The 16,790-nt window shown below is 39.4% G+C and carries 12 protein-coding genes and 1 pseudogene; 7 read left to right on the top strand and 6 right to left on the bottom strand.

Annotated elements, in window-relative coordinates; all coding sequences use genetic code 11:
* From nuoL to LU635_RS01535, 5 genes are all read left to right on the top strand, one after another.
* Window positions 1–1,920, top strand: coding sequence for an NADH-quinone oxidoreductase subunit L (gene nuoL, locus LU635_RS01555; protein WP_240095455.1), 1,920 nt, complete (start codon window positions 1–3; stop codon window positions 1,918–1,920).
* A gap of 8 nt (window positions 1,921–1,928) precedes the next feature.
* The gene (locus LU635_RS01550; protein ID WP_240095453.1) at window positions 1,929–3,416 is read left to right on the top strand and encodes a complex I subunit 4 family protein; all 1,488 of its coding nucleotides are present in this window, start codon (window positions 1,929–1,931) and stop codon (window positions 3,414–3,416) included.
* An 18-nt stretch (window positions 3,417–3,434) separates the two neighbouring features.
* Window positions 3,435–4,862 (top strand): NADH-quinone oxidoreductase subunit N, encoded by a 1,428-nt coding sequence (locus LU635_RS01545; protein ID WP_240095451.1) that lies wholly within the window; start codon window positions 3,435–3,437, stop codon window positions 4,860–4,862.
* Between the two features lie 6 nt (window positions 4,863–4,868).
* Window positions 4,869–5,192, top strand: a complete 324-nt coding sequence (locus LU635_RS01540) for a hypothetical protein (RefSeq protein WP_240095449.1) — start codon at window positions 4,869–4,871, stop codon at window positions 5,190–5,192.
* Window positions 5,193–5,467: 275 nt separating this feature from the next.
* The gene (locus tag LU635_RS01535) at window positions 5,468–6,715 is read left to right on the top strand and encodes a YaiO family outer membrane beta-barrel protein (protein WP_240095447.1); all 1,248 of its coding nucleotides are present in this window, start codon (window positions 5,468–5,470) and stop codon (window positions 6,713–6,715) included.
* Here the strand turns inward: LU635_RS01535 and LU635_RS01530 are convergent.
* The 6 genes and pseudogenes from LU635_RS01530 to serA all read right to left on the bottom strand — a co-directional run bounded on the left by LU635_RS01530 (window position 6,712) and on the right by serA (window position 14,080).
* Window positions 6,712–8,163 (bottom strand): glycosyltransferase family 2 protein, encoded by a 1,452-nt coding sequence (locus LU635_RS01530; protein WP_240095445.1) that lies wholly within the window; start codon window positions 8,161–8,163, stop codon window positions 6,712–6,714. The two genes, LU635_RS01535 and LU635_RS01530, sit on opposite strands and share 4 nt — an antisense overlap.
* Window positions 8,153–9,202 (bottom strand): hypothetical protein, encoded by a 1,050-nt coding sequence (locus tag LU635_RS01525; protein WP_240095443.1) that lies wholly within the window; start codon window positions 9,200–9,202, stop codon window positions 8,153–8,155. The genes LU635_RS01530 and LU635_RS01525 overlap by 11 nt, the downstream gene beginning before the upstream one ends.
* A complete protein-coding gene (locus tag LU635_RS01520; RefSeq protein WP_240095441.1) occupies window positions 9,203–9,556 on the bottom strand; it encodes a DNA-binding transcriptional response regulator in 354 nt (117 codons plus the stop codon).
* A gap of 313 nt (window positions 9,557–9,869) precedes the next feature.
* Window positions 9,870–10,160, bottom strand: a pseudogene (locus tag LU635_RS01515) (SDR family oxidoreductase); the annotation flags it as partial.
* Between the two features lie 369 nt (window positions 10,161–10,529).
* Window positions 10,530–12,113: an NADP-dependent glyceraldehyde-3-phosphate dehydrogenase gene (locus LU635_RS01510; RefSeq protein WP_240095439.1), complete on the bottom strand. Its 1,584-nt coding sequence runs from the start codon at window positions 12,111–12,113 to the stop codon at window positions 10,530–10,532.
* A 74-nt stretch (window positions 12,114–12,187) separates the two neighbouring features.
* Window positions 12,188–14,080 (bottom strand): phosphoglycerate dehydrogenase, encoded by a 1,893-nt coding sequence (gene serA, locus LU635_RS01505; protein WP_240095437.1) that lies wholly within the window; start codon window positions 14,078–14,080, stop codon window positions 12,188–12,190.
* Window positions 14,081–14,445: 365 nt separating this feature from the next.
* On the opposite strand from serA, the gene LU635_RS01500 reads away from it, so the two are divergent.
* Entirely contained in the window at window positions 14,446–15,132 is a 687-nt protein-coding gene (locus tag LU635_RS01500) for a TetR/AcrR family transcriptional regulator (RefSeq protein ID WP_240095435.1), read from the top strand.
* Window positions 15,125–16,789 carry a peptidase domain-containing ABC transporter gene (locus tag LU635_RS01495; protein ID WP_240095433.1) on the top strand — a complete coding sequence of 555 codons (1,665 nt, stop codon included), beginning with the start codon at window positions 15,125–15,127 and terminating at the stop codon, window positions 16,787–16,789. Before LU635_RS01500 ends, LU635_RS01495 begins: the two co-directional genes overlap by 8 nt.
* Window position 16,790: the final 1 nt, after the last annotated feature.

Here is a 16,790-nt window from a genome sequence, read left to right as displayed (position 1 = left end):
ATGAACCTAAGCTATATACTTTTAATTCCTTTTGTTCCCCTTGCAGTATTTCTGGTACTGGGAATTTTCAACCAGAAGATAAAACCGGCTGTTTCGGGATATGTGGGAGTTGCCGGCCTGGCCATTTCAACACTGCTTTCCTACTATACGGCTTTTCAGTATTTCTTTGTTCATGGTAAAGCAGACGGTGTCTACCAGACCTTTGTAGACAAGTTTATCTGGATGCATTTTACTGAAAGCCTTCATATAGATATGGGATATCTGATAGATCCTATTTCGGTAATGATGATGGTAGTGGTTTCTACGGTTTCCCTTATGGTGAATATTTACAGTCGTGGCTATATGAAAGGAGACGACGGCTATACCCGTTTCTTCGCTTACCTCTCTCTATTCACTTTTTCAATGTTCGGACTGGTACTGGCTACCAATCTTTTCCAGATCTATATTTTCTGGGAACTGGTAGGGGTTTCTTCCTTTTTGCTTATAGGATATTATTATACCAAAACTTCAGCCATTGCGGCTGCTAAAAAAGCCTTTATAGTGACCCGTTTCGCTGATTTCGGCTTTCTGATAGGTATTTTTATAATGGGTTATTACACCGGAACTTTCGATTTCCAGGAACTTACCAATCCTGAAGGAGTTGTTATCCTTAACTGGGCCTCCACTTCCTTTATGGGGCTTTCGGTGATCACCTGGGCACTTATATTAATCTTTATGGGGGGTGCCGGAAAATCAGCAATGTTCCCGTTGCATATATGGCTTCCAGATGCGATGGAAGGTCCAACTCCAGTTTCAGCACTTATCCATGCAGCCACCATGGTAGTCGCAGGTGTTTATCTTGTGGCCCGACTCTTTCCGATGTTTTATCTGGTGGAAGGTGGATTCGCCCTTCAAATAGTAGCTTATGTGGGGGCATTTTCTTCCTTATTTGCTGCCATAATTGCCATAACCCAGACCGATATCAAACGGGTGCTGGCCTTCTCCACCATGTCACAGCTTGGTTATATGATGATGGCCTTAGGTGTTTCGGGATTTGAAGGTCATGAAGGAGTAGGTTACATGGCTTCAATGTTCCACCTCTTTACTCATGCGATGTTCAAAGCCTTATTATTCCTCGGAGCTGGTTCTGTGATCCATGCGGTTCATAGTAATTACCTGAAAGATATGGGCGGATTAAGAAAATATATGCCGGTAACCAATATCACTTTCCTTATTGCCGCACTGGCAATCGCAGGTGTCCCCCCTTTGGCAGGTTTCTGGAGTAAGGACGAGATCTTAGTGGCTGCCTATGAGAATAGCCAGTTTATCTATTATATTGGAGTATTTGTAGCCGGACTTACGGCCTTCTATATGTTCAGGATCTACTTCGGAATATTTTGGGGTAAGGACACAAAATATGAACATACCCCTCACGAATCGCCATCATCGATGACCTTACCCCTGCTTATACTGGCATTCCTGACCTTAATTGCCGGGTTTGTTCCTTTCAGCGAACTCGTTACCGCCGATAAAACTGGATTTGAAGCGCATTTAAACCTTCCGCTTGCGGCTATCGCAGTGGGCGTAGGCCTTATTGGCATCATCCTGGCCTGGATCTTCTATAAAAAGGAAAACGATCTGGCCACAAGATTTGCCAGTGCTTTTGGGGTCTTCTACAAATGGACCAGCCATAAGTTCTATTTTGATGAGATCTACTTCTTTATGGCCCGAAAGGTCTTCTTTAAAAGTGTAGCGGCTCCCATCGCTTTTTTCGATAAGAAATTCGTGGATGGCACTATGGAAGGAATCGGAAATAAAACGGTACTGGTCTCCCGGAAGATCAAAGCTATACAATCGGGAAAAGTACAGGATTATGCCTTCGGTTTTGTTGCCGGAGTAGTGATCATCGCCTTTGTATTCATTTATATATGGACTAACTAATTAGCATTATGGACATTTTATCACTTTTCGTAATAGTTCCCATTCTGGTCATCCTGGCACTGGTCTTTTCAAAAGGACTAAAACAGGCCCGCATCATTGCTATGAGCGGTGGGATCATCCAGCTGGGAATGGCTATCAATCTCATATTTGCCTATATCAGGGAAAGAGCTGTGAACAATTCTATTATGCTCTTCACCAAAGACCTTACCTGGTTTGAGCAAATGAATATTCATTATAGTATTGGAGTCGATGGAATTTCGGTTGCCCTTATCACGCTTACTTCCATTGTAGTTTTGGCCGGAGTGTTCATTTCCTGGAAAATAGAGGATCTTCCCAAAGAATTCTTTGTCTCACTCATCGTACTTTCAACAGGTGTTTACGGGTTCTTTATTTCAATAGACCTGTTCACGATGTTCGTTTTCTATGAGATCGCGGTGATCCCGATGTATCTTCTAATCGGTATCTGGGGTTCCGGGCCCAAGGAATATTCGGCTATGAAACTCACCCTGATGCTGATGGGAGCTTCAGCTGTTCTACTCGTAGGAATTCTGGGCATCTATTTCAACTCCAATGCCGATGGTGGAGCGCTGACCTTCAATATCCTTGAGATTGCCAAAGTGAATATACCTTTCGAGGCACAAAAACTGTTCTTCCCTATGACCTTTATAGGCTTTGCCGTTCTGGGAGCTCTCTTCCCATTCCACACCTGGTCTCCTGACGGGCACGCATCCGCCCCAACCGCGGTATCAATGTTACACGCCGGGGTTTTAATGAAACTTGGTGGATATGGGATATTCAGGGTTGCGATGTACTTGCTTCCGGAAGGCGCCCTGGAATGGTCCTGGTTCTTTATCATACTCTCAGCAATTGGAGTCATCTACGGAGCTTTCGCTGCCTTAAGACAAACCGACCTGAAATATATTAACGCCTACGCCTCGGTAAGCCACCTTGGAATGGTGAGTTTTGCCCTGCTAATGCTGAATAAGACTGCCTGGAATGGCGCGATCCTGCAATCCCTTTCCCATGGGTTTATGACCGCCCTTTTCTTTGCCCTAATAGGGATGATCTACAGTAGAACTCATACCAGAGATATCACAAAACTAGGGGGGTTGCTTAAAGTCATTCCCTTCATATCGGCTATATATGTGATCACGGGACTTGCCCTGTTAGGACTACCTGGTTTTAGCGGATTTGTTGCCGAAATGAACATCTTTATGGGAGCCTTCCTGCATGACGATATGTTCCACCGGGTACTCACGATTGTTTCCATTTCAGCCATAGTGGTGACAGCCGTATATGTTCTTCGCGTAGTGGGAATAATGCTGATGGGACCGGTGAAAAATACCGCATATCTGAAATTACCCAAAGCAACCTGGTATGAAAAAGCTGGAGTAATGCTGCTTCTTATCCCAATTGTTGGTATTGGAGTGGCCCCTTTATGGCTTAGCAATATGATCCTGGAAAGTCTTGAACCTTTTATCCGCGGAGTACTATAACTTTTAAAAAGAATTGTAATGGACCTAAATAATTTTTTTCTAATGCGCCACGAGCTTACCCTTCTCGTCATAATACTGATTCTTTTAATTGCTGAAATATTCATTTCGGAAGCTAAGAAGAGCCGGGTGGTTTCTCTTGCTCTCCTCCTCTTTGGAATACATACCGTTTCCGGGTTCTTTCCTTTAGCGGAAAGCAATCTCTTTGGGGGAATGTTCCGAAGCAATGAGCTGATTCATTTTTTTAAGAATGTTCTCAATCTGGGTGTATTGATCCTTCTGCTACAGTCGGCAGATTGGGTGAAGGAAAAAATGACCAGCAACGATCGTGGTACCGAATTCTTTATCCTCCTATTCGCCTCTTTGTTCGGAATGTACTTTATGATCTCAGCCGGAGATTTCCTGATGTTCTATATTGGGCTGGAACTTTCTACCCTTCCAATAGCCGCTCTTGCTGCTTTTGAAGTGATGAAAAGAAGCTCGAGTGAGGCAGGCATCAAACTGATCCTTTCCGCAGCTCTGGCCTCAGGAGTTTCTCTTTTCGGAATCTCGATGCTGTACGCCACTGCGGGTTCTATTTACTTTGATGAGATCATTTTGAATATCACTGCCGATAATCTGACCCTGCTCGGATTCCTGCTGTTCTTTGCAGGACTGGCCTTTAAGATATCTTTGGTTCCGTTCCATTTCTGGACCGCCGATGTATATGAAGGAGCTCCCATAAGTATTGCATCCTACCTTTCGGTTATTTCTAAAGGAGCCGCAGTCTTTATTTTAATGATATTACTGTTCAGCATTTTAAAACCGCTGATGGAAGTCTGGGAAAAACTTATCTATGTTCTTGCACTGGCAACTATGTTCACAGGGAACCTGTTCGCTTTGCGTCAACAGAATATGAAACGCTTCCTGGCTTTCTCTTCTATTGCCCAGGCAGGATTTATTCTGCTTGGCCTTATTACAGGAACTCAGTTAGGAACAGCAACTGTGGTTTACTTTGTGACTATTTATATCTTCTCTAACCTGGCAGCTTTTGGAGTGGTTCAGGCCATTTCACTCCAAACCGGAAGAGAAAACATGAAAGATTATGAAGGTTTGTACAGGACCAATCCCAATTTAAGCCTGGTGATGATGCTGGCATTGTTCTCACTGGCAGGAATTCCACCGGTAGCCGGATTTTTTGGGAAGTTCTTCCTCTTTACCGCCGCGGCAAGCGAGGGTTATTACCTGCTCGTATTCCTTGCGGTGGTGAACGTTACCATTTCCCTATACTATTATCTCCTGGTGATAAGGGCGATGTTCATAAGAAAAGGAGAAGACCCTATTCCGTTTTTCAGGAATAAAGTCTATATGAGAATAGGTCTGCTGATAACCGTGATCGGGATTCTGGCCCTGGGATTATACAGTCCGCTATATGATTATATTTTTCAGTTAAGTGGGATCTTAAAATAAGAAATTATGGCACTTGAAGGTAAACATACATTTGGCAGCATAAGCGATACCCGCGTAAGCTTTATCGAAAAGAAGATCGATGAAAACCGGAAAGATTTTCTGAAAAAGCTCCTGGAACACAATGGTTTTGAAGTGATCGTGGACGAAGAAAAACGAAAAAGTGAGGAAGAACCTCAGCTTTATACTGTGGGTGTCACCGATATCACCTTTAACCCGGTGGTCGCAGTCTTTGAAAGAAAATTAAAAACCTTCGATGGTCATAAGGTCACCCCGCAATACTGGAATCAGGAAAGCGAGGATACTTCACCACAATACTGGCAAAAGAAATAAAACCCGGCTCTTCGGCAGGAACCTGTTAATTCAGGTTATCAAAGCATGAAGTTGCCGGAGCAAGGCTTTTTTTTAATTATACAGTAAACCGTCATTACACATACATAAGACTGTCTTCAGAAAACTAAAATTTATTAGGAATAAAGTATCAACTCCGGTTTTTAAGAACTCCCGAAGTCGTATAGAGTATTGAGCCCTCCAGATACCTGTCTTTTATTTTTTTTGATTCAATTTAAAAAGTAAATTTGATCCCGAATCGAACCATCTCCTGCTTTATGATTTACAGAATCTTCGTAATAATACTTTTGAACTTTTTCTGTATCTCATCATTCTCCCAAGAAATAAAAGAAATCAATACTGATAGTATCTATTTTAAGGCATTAAGTCTGTATAAGAATAAAGAATACCGGGTTTCATTAAATTATACGGATAGAGGTCTTGAACTCGCTCCGGAATATCATGATATTCGTATTCTAAGAATAAGAAATTATTGGGCTTTAGAAAAGATCGATAAGGCTGGGGATGACCTCCGGTTTTTATTGAAAGAGGCTAAAGATTATCCCTCAGTAAAAGAACTTGCAATACGACAGGCCAACTATCTAAGGGAGCCGGCCACTGCTTTAGCCTATATAAATAATCTGGAACGTTTTTATGAACCTGATGATAAGCTTAAGGTACTAAAAGCCTCACTGTTTTTGAAAAATGGTGAGAGAAAAGAGGCCAGAGAAATAGCGCTCAGTCTTTTTAACCAGGACATAGGCAACGATTTAAGATATACTCTTCAGAATATCCTCAATAGAACGGTGTCTAATGAAATAGGGCTCAATTACCAGTACATTAATTTTAGTGAGGATTATTCACGTAATTCGCCCTGGAATACTGTTAGCGGTGAATTTTTGCATTACTTCAAAAGAACTGCGTTAATTGGAAGAGTAACCTATACCGACCGGTCCTATGATCAGAGTTATTTATATGAAATTGAATCTTACCCGGTCTTCAGCGAAAAGGTTTATGGGTTCTTAAATGCTGGAATATCAGACGGCAGTCTCTTTCCCGATTTCAGAGGTAGTGCTTCAGTTTTTATAAATTTTTTAAAAATCCTTGAGTTAGAAGCCGGTGGTAGATTATTACATTTCAGTGAGCAGGATTACTTCACAGGTATATTAGGATTAACCGCTTACCAGGGCAGGTTCTATCTGAATGCAAGAAGCTTTCTTGGTCCTGAAAGGCTTAATCAGCTTATCCAAAACTATCAGTTCAATATTCGCTATTATTTTTCTGATACCGATAATTATATATTCGGAAGATTAGGAAGTGGTATTTCACCAGATGAACGAACCATATTTACCCAGGTTCAAAACAATCCTGATCTTGAAGCTTATTACTTCACTGCGGGGATCAATAAAACCCTTGGCACTAATCATATATTACAGCTAACTGGGGGCTATCTAGTTGAAGATCTTAGTAATGGCAATAAAGGAAATCAATTTATTGGCAATATTGGATATAGGTTTCGTTTTTAGGATTTTGAAATCTTAAATCCTTTTCTTGTCATGGTTCCCCATCCTGATTTTATATTAAATAATTTCTTATAATATCCTTTCATTTGGCCATATACCAGAACAGGATGATAAAGAAAAGGCTCCAGATATGCTGCAAGAAGTAATTCCACGACCTGCTTTGGTCTGGTATAGTGATCAAAATTCTTTACATACAGAAAGATTGCCGTGGTAGAAAACAAACACCCTATTCCATATATCAAGAAAAAAAGAAGTACCGCCATGGGCCAATTTATCAATCCAAAAATTCCAAAGAATATGATAAGTAAAATACCTAGAAATTCTACAATCGGCGCACCAAATTCAAAAAATAGCCAGTATGGATAATACAGAATGCCCATGTACCTATACCTGGGATTAAAGAATAATTTTTTATGCAAACTCATTGTTTCCCACAAACCTCTGGCCCACCTGTCCCGCTGTTTAATCAAGATATCATAATCCGGAGGACCTTCTGTCCAGCATAAGGTCTCGGGCAAATAGACTACCTTATAAGGGATATTCAAATCTTCCATATGGGTACGGAGACGGATACATAATTCCAGATCTTCCCCAACGGTCCTGGGATTAAATCCCCCCACTTGTATCACCCTTTTGCGCGGGTACATTCCAAAGGCTCCCGACACCAGCATTAAGCCATTAATTTCCCCCCAGGCCATTCGACCTAAAAGGAATGCCCGTATATATTCCACAACCTGAACCATAGGCACAATACTATCCGGCAATTTTAGTTCCTTCAGCACTCCATTTTTAACAACAGAATCATTAGCAATACCTATTCCTCCGCCACAGGCAACTATTTCCTTCTCATTTGCTTCTAAATAAGGACGTACCATTTTTAAAATTGCATCCTGTTCTATAATACAATCGGCATCTGTACAAACCACCAGCTCTGTATTGGCGAAATTGATTCCTGCGTTTAGTGCATCTGCCCGCCCTCCGTTATTTTTATCAATTACGGTTAGGTGGGCATATTTCTTATTCCGGCTTTTATAGATATAATTAACCGAAGCAGTGGGGATAGGCTGTTGAATAAAACTGGCATCATTTCTCTCAAGATCAAATTCCTTTATTAATTTTTCAAGAGAGTCATCTTTACTTCCATCATTTACCAGGATAAATTCATAATACGGGTATTGTATTGATAATAAAGACTTAACGTTTTCTATTATCGTTAAACCCTCATTGTAGGCAGGAGCAATCAGGGTGACAGATGGTATATCAGTAGCGCTTACAATATCGCCAACCTGTAAAAAGGTTGACTTTCTTTTTGTTCTCCTAATTCCCTTTATTGCCAGTAAAACCCCACTAAAATACAGACCGAAGAGTGTTAGTCCATAAATGAAAAAAAAATAATTCGCAGTTGTATAGACGTAAGAACTCCTAATTATATTTTCAATATTATCCAACATTCAATTCCCTTTTTGGATATTGCTGATAATAGAATTCCTGCACTTTTTCCTTGTAACCATTGTTCCAAAGAATTTCAGCTATGCTTAGTTTTAAATCTTCATTGTCACTATATAATTGCTGTAAATAAAAATCTAAATCTATTTCAGAATTTTCAAAAATATAATTCAGTAGTAATCCTTGCTGGTTTACATTCGGAATATCTTCGTAAAGTTCCTTTATATAATTCATCTTATTTAAAGAAACAGCAAAAGTTTGAATACAGTAAATGGCAGTTTCCCTCACTTCATAGTCATAATGGTTTAAATGATCTATGATATAGCCAGTTTCATCATGCAGTTCATATTTCCTAATGATACGCATAAGGAGTTTTTTACCGAAAAGTTTTTCAGTTTCATAGGCCCTGTGCAGCCATTTTAATTCTGGCCTGGGATAAAGATCATATAATTTCTCCACGATCTTAATTTGTTGCCACAGGGTAATATTATGCTTTAGATAGGGTAGAAATCTAAGGCTCTCCCAACCTAAGAATACCACCAGCGCGATCTGGGCTTCCCGCCTGACATAAATATTCTTATCGTTACGATATTTAAAGATCTCATCAAAATACTGAGACTGATTCATCTCATATATCTCCCGTATTCCTCTTGCCTTACTATACCAGCTCCAGCTCGATATCTTCTTAATGGAAACTCCGTAAGGTGGGATTTGTGTATATAGTTTTTGAAGTTTTTTGAAATTATTTCCTAATAAAGTACGCTGAGTACGTATCATCAGGCGTATTAAGAACTGTATATTATTACTGTTCTTGGATTTAATCCCGACATTTCTTAAAGTTCTTGTAATCTCTGCAAGGGTGAGGGGATTCTTGGGATCGTTATATAGATACCGACTTACGATATCAGCGAAAGTTTCCTCAATTAACCTGAGCTGGGAAGTTCTTATTCTGCGGTAAAGAAGGCTGAAAGCAATAAATATCCAGAATATGGCTATTAAAGAAAAAACAATCTCTATGCTTAAAAGTAAGGATTCTTTATTCATTTAATAGGCCTGTATAATAGCTTCTATTTCGTCAAGATCAATGGGTACGGTATAAAAACCCGTAACACCTCGTAGAGCAAAAATTTCCTGTTTTACCTTGTCCTGTCCCATATTGGTAACTATTAGTAAATTTTTATGTAAAATTACCTCCTGTACCTGTGCCACAAATTCCAAGGGGCTAATGCCTTCAAATAATATCCCTGTTATTATAAAGTCAAAGTTAGATTGCTGATCATCAATATTGAGTTCTTCAAGTGATCTGATAGCCTTGCAATCAAAATTATTTATTTTTACAAGTTGTTCAAGAATTTTGAGAATTACAATATCTTCCTGGATCACCAAGATCTTCCTCATTCTAATCAAGTATATTTGCGTGCGAAATATACTAAATATAGCTGAGAACCAATCCTTTTAAAGGATATACAGGTTATTTATCTTAATATTATACTATAGTTAGCAGGAAAAGACTTTCAGTTGTTACGAAGTTTTATTCTCTAAACTCCCTTTTCATGAAGAAAAATTATTTTAACCTGCAAAAATAATTAAATGAGAATTGAAATTCTATAACGACTTAAAAAACCTTTTGATTATTACTTTAAGGACACGAGATCCTCAGGACCATACCAGCTCCACCTTTGTTCTATATCCAAACTCACTTTTATAATAATTACACACCACTGAAAGCACTAAAACCTCCATCAATTTTAATAATTGTTCCTGTAATGAATTTTGAAGCATCACTACAAAGCCATATTACAGTACCTATTATTTCTTCCGGATCTCCAAATCTTTTAAAAGGTGTTTGATTTATTATAGTAGACCCTCTTGGGGTTAAAGACCCATCTTTATTTGTTAACAAAACTCTGTTCTGATCTGTAAGGAAGAAGCCCGGTGCAATTGCATTTACACGGAAAGTATCACCATATTTGGACGCTAATTCAACTGCCAGCCATTTTGTTTAGTTAGCTATTGCAGTTCTGGAAGAAGTAAAACCATTATGTGGATAATAGTACCTCCTGATATTAAAACCACTTTTCCTTTTATGCCAAACACACTACATGTATATTACGGTTTAGAAACTAAAAAAGGGTAACCGAAATATTTAAACCATTTCTCAGTTACCCTTCGCAATTATCGTCTATTTCACCGATAATTACAATGTAAATATAGTTCAAAAAGAGTATGTATATAGTTAACTGATAGCTAATTTTAAGCCAATAAAAACCTAAAATAAAAGGAGTAAAAAAGGGATAAAAGAAATTCGTGATCCAGTTCTGTTGAACCAAACCACGAATCTACATTCTGATTTATACTTTATCCCTGAAGTTTAAAGTATATAATCTGTACTCACAAAATTCGAACTCTTGCTGTCAAGTAACTTTCTTAGGATTTCATTATTGTAGGCCTTATCCTTGCTGGCTACAAAAGTCCTTATGGAGAACGAACGCAAGGCATCATGTACACTTAAGGTACCCACAGCGGAATCCTTTCTTCCGGTGAAAGGAAAAACATCAGGACCTCGCTGGCATGAGCTGTTAAGGTTCACACGACATACCAGGTTCACTAATGTATCTATAAGAGGTGCGATCCTGTCTATTCCGGTTCCGAAGAGGCTTACCTGCTGTCCATAATTTGAATCGGCTATTTCATCAAGAAGTTTTTCAATAGACTTAAATGGTTTGATCGGGATCACAGGACCAAACTGCTCTTCTTTATAAACACGCATATCTTCTGTCACCGGGTAAAGCACTGCAGGGAAGATATAATTTTCGGATGTAGCTCCTCCACGTTCATTGATCACAACGGCTCCTTTCTCTGTGGCATCATCTATAAGCTCCTGTATATACTGCGGCTTATTAGGTTCCGGTAAAGGAGTAAGCATTACATTATCTATCCAGGGATTTCCATATTTAAGCTCATCAACTCTTTGAGAGAACCTCCTGTTGAATTCTTCCCGCACCTCTTCGTGCACATACAAAATCTTTAAAGCCGTACAACGCTGACCATTAAAGGAAAGTGTTCCGGAGATACATTCTTCAACGGCCAGATCAAGATCGGCGTCTGGCAGGATAATTCCCGGGTTTTTGGCTTCGAGGCCCAGTACCAGTCGGAGCCTGTTCTTGTATGGATGCTGGTCCTGTAAGGCAATTGCCGATTTACTGTTTCCTATAAGGGCAAGCACATCAATTCTTCCTGTTTGCATAATGGGTGCAGCTACCTCCCTGCCCCTACCATAAATCACATTCACCACTCCTTTAGGAAATGATTGCTGAAATGCTTCCAATAATGGAGATAGTAGTAAAACTCCGTGTTTGGCTGGTTTGAAAACCACCGTATTCCCCATGATGATTGCGGGGATAAGAAGGGCAAAGGTTTCGTTCAGCGGATAGTTATAGGGCCCAAGGCATAAAACAACTCCAAGCGGACCACGACGTATGTGTGCATAGACTCCGTCCTTCTCCTGGAATTTTGCACTATCGCGATCCAGTTGTTTATAATCTTCTATAGTATCCAGAATATATTCAACGGTACGGTCAAACTCCTTCCTGGAATCTGGCAGGGATTTGCCTATTTCCCACATCAGGTATTTCACCACCTGCTCCCGTTTGGTCTTCATTTGCTCCACAAAATTCTCCATACAGGCAATCCTGTCGGCTACTTTCATGGTAGGCCATTTTCCCTGGCCTTTGGCATAGGCATCACATGCCGAACCTAAAACTTCCAGGGCCGATTCCTTATCCATATGCGGTACGGTGCCCAGCAGAGTTGGTTCATATTCATCTGTCGAAGAGATCGTTGAGTAGACCTCATCTGTCTTTCCGTTCCATTTGATCAGCTCACCACTGGAAAGATAGGTTTCCTGGTGCAACTGTTCGGTTATCCTAAATTCTTCAGGTATATGTATATTCATAATTCAAGTCTTGAACAATTAATAAAAAATATTTAATGTAAAAGGATCAAGGTTATATCTCTATAGACTAACGATTAGTACAATACTCTGAACCTGATGGTTCCCTGTATTCCTTTCAGCTCCTTGATCACTTCATTGTCATATTCCTTATCTATATCAGTGATTACGTAACCTATTGTCTCATTGGTCTTAAGATACTGTCCTACGATATTGATATCATGAGCGGCAAGAATCTTGTTAATGTGCGCAATGATCCCCGGTTTGTTATGGTGAATATGAATAAGCCTGTGAGCGTTCTCAAGAATTGGCAACTGCAGGTTAGGGAAATTCACCGAATTGGTAGTACTACCAGTGTTTATATACTCAATGATCTTTCCGGGTACAAAATTACCTATGTTTTCCTGGGCTTCTTCAGTACTACCTCCAATGTGCGGAGTAAGGATCAGGTTTGGCAGGCCTCTTAAGACAGATTCAAATTCTTCCTGATTAGTCTTAGGTTCTTTAGGGAACACATCAATCCCGGCTCCTTTTATCCTGCCAGATTCCATATGCTTTTTCAGAGCATCCACATCAACTACCTGCCCCCGGGCAAGATTAAGGAAGATAGAGCCTTCTTTCATCCAGCTGAATTCCTTATCCCCAATCATGTTCTTGTTCTGCTTTCTTCCATCCACATGCAGGGTTACTATATCCACCTTTTCGAAGAGCTCCTTAAGGCTGCCACACTTAGTGGCATTCCCCATGGCTAGTTTTTCCACAAGATCATAGTAATATACATCGAAACCAATAGCTTCAGCAACCACCGAAAGCTGAGCCCCGATATTTCCGTAGCCTACGATCCCAAGCTTCTTACCTCTTATCTCATAACTCCCTTTGGCCGACTTATTCCATTCCCCACGATGCATTTCAGCAATACGATCGGGCAAATTTCTCATTAACAATATGATTTCGCCAATGGCTAATTCTACAACAGATCTGGTATTGCTAAATGGCGCATTGAATACTGCCACTCCTTTCTTGAGACAGGCCTCCAGGTCTATCTGGTTGGTTCCTATACAAAATGCGCCCACACCAATAAGCCGGTTGGCGTTTTCAAGAACCTTGGCAGTAAGGTTTGTCTTAGACCGGATTCCCAGGATGGAAACGTCTTTTATCTTTTCTGCTAGCTCATCCTCATCCAACGCACCCGGAATTGTAGTTACATTGTAACCTTCATTTTTCATGATGGCTACGGCATCGGCATGTACATTTTCAAGCAGAAGAACCTTAATACGGTTTTTAGGATAGGATATGGCTTTGTTCATTTTATGAAGGTATAGGAATTCGTCAAGACTGGGAGTTATATGATCGGCTTTTTCAAGAATATTATCGCGTTCAACATTTTCGGTAAAGGCATAAAATTTATTGGCAAGACCGGCTGCCTTTATCTCATAATCGTTATATCCATCACCAATCACATATACATCTCCTTTAAGTTCCAGTTGTTTTAGTAATTCTACCTTACCGTTATTAGAGGAAAGCACATTATCCTTATCAAATCCAATTATATTGCCTTCCTCGTCAAATTCAAAGGTATTGGCATAGACATTTTCTTTCTTCACCCCCATCTTGCTGACAATAGGGACAATTACTTCTTTAAAACCACTGGAAATAATATAGATACGTTCCTTATATTCTTCAAAGAACTCCTCATTCCGCACGAAGGAGACTGAGACTTTTTTCCTCAACATGTCAACCAGTGCCGGGATGGAATCCTTATGCGCCTCAAGAATCTCCAGACGCTTTTCAAGGGATTCCCGGAAGGCCAGTTCCCCTTCCATGGCAAGGTCTGTAAGATCTTTCAGTTCCTTTAGTTTTTGTTCTTTCTTTGGATGATTAGTAAGTGACAGTTCACCGAGTACATCCAGGGCTTCCACCTGAGTGAAAGTACTATCAAAATCTATCACAAAATAGCGTTTGTTTTCCATGCCGAAATATAAAATCCTTTAAAATTGAATGGATAAAACTAAGTCTTTTTGAAGCATTTAAAAACAGGTATTTAAGGGAATAATTAAGCATTTACGGTATCCGCAAAAATTCCTTTATTAATTTTCAAAATCTGGAATTTGAAATTGTTTTTCCCCTTTTTTTTGAATGAAATATAGCTTTTAAAAAAAATATTTTTTCCAGGCATGGAAAAAGCTCAATGTTTCAGTCAGGCACAGGTTCTTTCTTTACACAACCATTAAGCCTTAAACTAAAAGTTATGCAATTATCAATTTATTGTTAAATAATAGTTTTACTATTATTTATAACATTTTTACTATTATCTTTGACAGCAAATGTTTTAAACATGAAATACTTGTTACAGGACCTTAAAATAAGTGTAAATGATAAGGTCTATATAAAGGATCCCGAGTCTACGGCATTAGGAAGGCGCATTGTAGAAAATGGGATATTACTAATTCATGAAATTGGTTTTGAGAATTTCACTTTTAAAAAACTGGGAATAAAAATAAAATCTAATGAAAGTTCAATCTATCGCTACTTTGAGAATAAGCACAAGTTATTGGTTTATCTAACTTCATGGTACTGGGGGTGGAAAGAATATCAGCTGGTTTTCGCAACCAACAGTATTACTGATCCCTCTCAAAAATTATTGAAAGCAATAGAGGTCGTTACTGAGACCGTTAAAAAAGATGATTCATTTGGTCACATCAACGAAGTAGCTCTAAACCAGATCATCATCAATGAATCTTCCAAGTCATTTTTAACCAAAGAGGTTGACGACGAAAACAGGGAAGGTTATTTTCTTGTTTACAAACGACTTGTTCACAGAATACGGGAAATGATCCTCGAAGTGCAATCTTCCTATCCTTATCCGGGAAGCCTGGCAAGTATGATCATAGAAGGAGCCTTGCATCAGCATTTTTTAAAAGACCATTTCACTTCAATAACAGATTGCAATAAAAAGGTAATGCCTCCTGTTTATTTCCGGCACCTTATTATTAGCGTATTAAACATGAAAGATAATGTCTAAGACCACCCTCACAACCTGGCAAAGATTTACAGGGCTTCTAAAGCTTGAAAAGAAAGATTTCATGCAGATCCTCTACTATGCGATCTTTGCAGGAATTGTCAATCTATCTGTGCCCCTTGGAATCCAGGCTATCATTAACCTTATCCAGGGTGCCCGTATTTCAACTTCATGGATAGTGCTTGTAAGCCTGGTTACACTGGGAGTTGGATTTGTAGGGATACTTCAGCTTATGCAAATACGTATCCTTGAAAATGTTCAGCAAAAGATATTCACACGGGCTTCTTTTGAGTTCACTTATCGATTTCCAAAAATCAAGATGTCCCAATTGCATAACTTTTATCCTCCTGAGCTGGCTAACCGTTTTTTTGACGTTTTGAGCATACAAAAGGGAATTTCAAAACTCGTTCTTGATTTCCCTGCTGCAATATTCCAGATCACTTTCGGGCTCATCCTTTTATCATTATATCATCCATTTTTCATAATCTATGGCATTCTACTGGTTCTTCTAATTTTCCTGGTATTTCGCTTTACAGGAAAAGCGGGATTAAATACCAGTATTAAAGAATCCAAAATGAAGTACAGGATTGCTCACTGGATTCAGGAAGTAGCCCGTACCCTCATCAGTTTTAAGATCTCGGGCCGCACCAACCTGGCGATCACAAAAAACGATAAGCTGGTTAGCAAATACCTTGATGCCAGGGAGAACCATTTCCGTATCTTAAGATTACAATTCATACAAATGATCATTTTTAAGGTTCTGGTTACGGCTGGATTATTGATCATCGGGGGATTGCTGGTACTTAACCAACAGATGAATATAGGCCAGTTTGTAGCGGCCGAAATCATTATACTACTCATAATTAGTTCGGTAGAAAAAATGATCATAGGCTTAGAGAACTTTTACGACGTACTTACTTCACTTGAAAAACTTGGTGAGGTGGTAGATAAGGAACTGGAACCTGTTAATGAAGATAAAAGCTTTTCAGAGAATGCTTCCCTTACCATAGAACTTAAAAATATTGGATATGTTACGGCAGATGGTGCAGAGATCCTGAAAGATATAAATCTTAAAATTGAACCCGGAGATAAGATCATACTTGATGGTCCTAATGGATCAGGAAAATCCACTCTGCTTAAAATCATAGCCGGTTTATTAGAACCTACTTCAGGAAAGATTTACATCAATGGAATTTCACTTCAGAATATCAATCTGAACCACTATCGTTCTCTATTAGGACAATCCATTTCAGAGGAAAGCCCCTTTGAAGGTACTTTGCTGGAGAATATCACTTTTGGAGATAAAACCATATCACAAAAGGAAATATCAGAAGTATTAAGAGATACAGGGCTTATCGATTTCGTAAAAGAACAACCAAAAGGACTCGATACCGTAATTTTTCCGGAAGGAAGGCAACTTCCCCATACTATTGCAAAAAAGATAGTACTTGCCAGAAGTATAGTTAGAAAACCGCATTTGCTTATCCTGAACGATCCTCTTAACCAGATAGATGAAACTGAAGTTGAAAGGATCCTAAATTTTCTTTTCAGCCCAAATCAGAACTGGTCTATAATCGTCACTAGCCAGGACAGGATCTGGAGGAAATACGCCAATAAAAAAATCAGTCTGGAAAACGGAGAGATAAAAAACAGTTTATAAA

This window comes from Christiangramia crocea, assembly GCF_022410465.1.
Lineage (GTDB): Bacteria > Bacteroidota > Bacteroidia > Flavobacteriales > Flavobacteriaceae > Christiangramia > Christiangramia crocea.
Note: the sequence above shows the minus strand (reverse complement) of the source record. Positions and strands in the feature narration are given on the sequence as shown.

What these genes read in the sequence shown, in the direction of transcription:
- nuoL (WP_240095455.1), top strand. Translation starts at nt 1, where the DNA reads ATGAACCTAAGCTATATACTTTTAATTCCTTTTGTTCCCCTTGCAGTA.
- LU635_RS01550 (WP_240095453.1), top strand. Translation starts at nt 1,929, where the DNA reads ATGGACATTTTATCACTTTTCGTAATAGTTCCCATTCTGGTCATCCTG.
- LU635_RS01545 (WP_240095451.1), top strand. Translation starts at nt 3,435, where the DNA reads ATGGACCTAAATAATTTTTTTCTAATGCGCCACGAGCTTACCCTTCTC.
- LU635_RS01540 (WP_240095449.1), top strand. Translation starts at nt 4,869, where the DNA reads ATGGCACTTGAAGGTAAACATACATTTGGCAGCATAAGCGATACCCGC.
- LU635_RS01535 (WP_240095447.1), top strand. Translation starts at nt 5,468, where the DNA reads ATGATTTACAGAATCTTCGTAATAATACTTTTGAACTTTTTCTGTATC.
- LU635_RS01530 (WP_240095445.1), bottom strand. Translation starts at nt 8,163, where the DNA reads ATGTTGGATAATATTGAAAATATAATTAGGAGTTCTTACGTCTATACA.
- LU635_RS01525 (WP_240095443.1), bottom strand. Translation starts at nt 9,202, where the DNA reads ATGAATAAAGAATCCTTACTTTTAAGCATAGAGATTGTTTTTTCTTTA.
- LU635_RS01520 (WP_240095441.1), bottom strand. Translation starts at nt 9,556, where the DNA reads ATGAGGAAGATCTTGGTGATCCAGGAAGATATTGTAATTCTCAAAATT.
- LU635_RS01510 (WP_240095439.1), bottom strand. Translation starts at nt 12,113, where the DNA reads ATGAATATACATATACCTGAAGAATTTAGGATAACCGAACAGTTGCAC.
- serA (WP_240095437.1), bottom strand. Translation starts at nt 14,080, where the DNA reads ATGGAAAACAAACGCTATTTTGTGATAGATTTTGATAGTACTTTCACT.
- LU635_RS01500 (WP_240095435.1), top strand. Translation starts at nt 14,446, where the DNA reads ATGAAATACTTGTTACAGGACCTTAAAATAAGTGTAAATGATAAGGTC.
- LU635_RS01495 (WP_240095433.1), top strand. Translation starts at nt 15,125, where the DNA reads ATGTCTAAGACCACCCTCACAACCTGGCAAAGATTTACAGGGCTTCTA.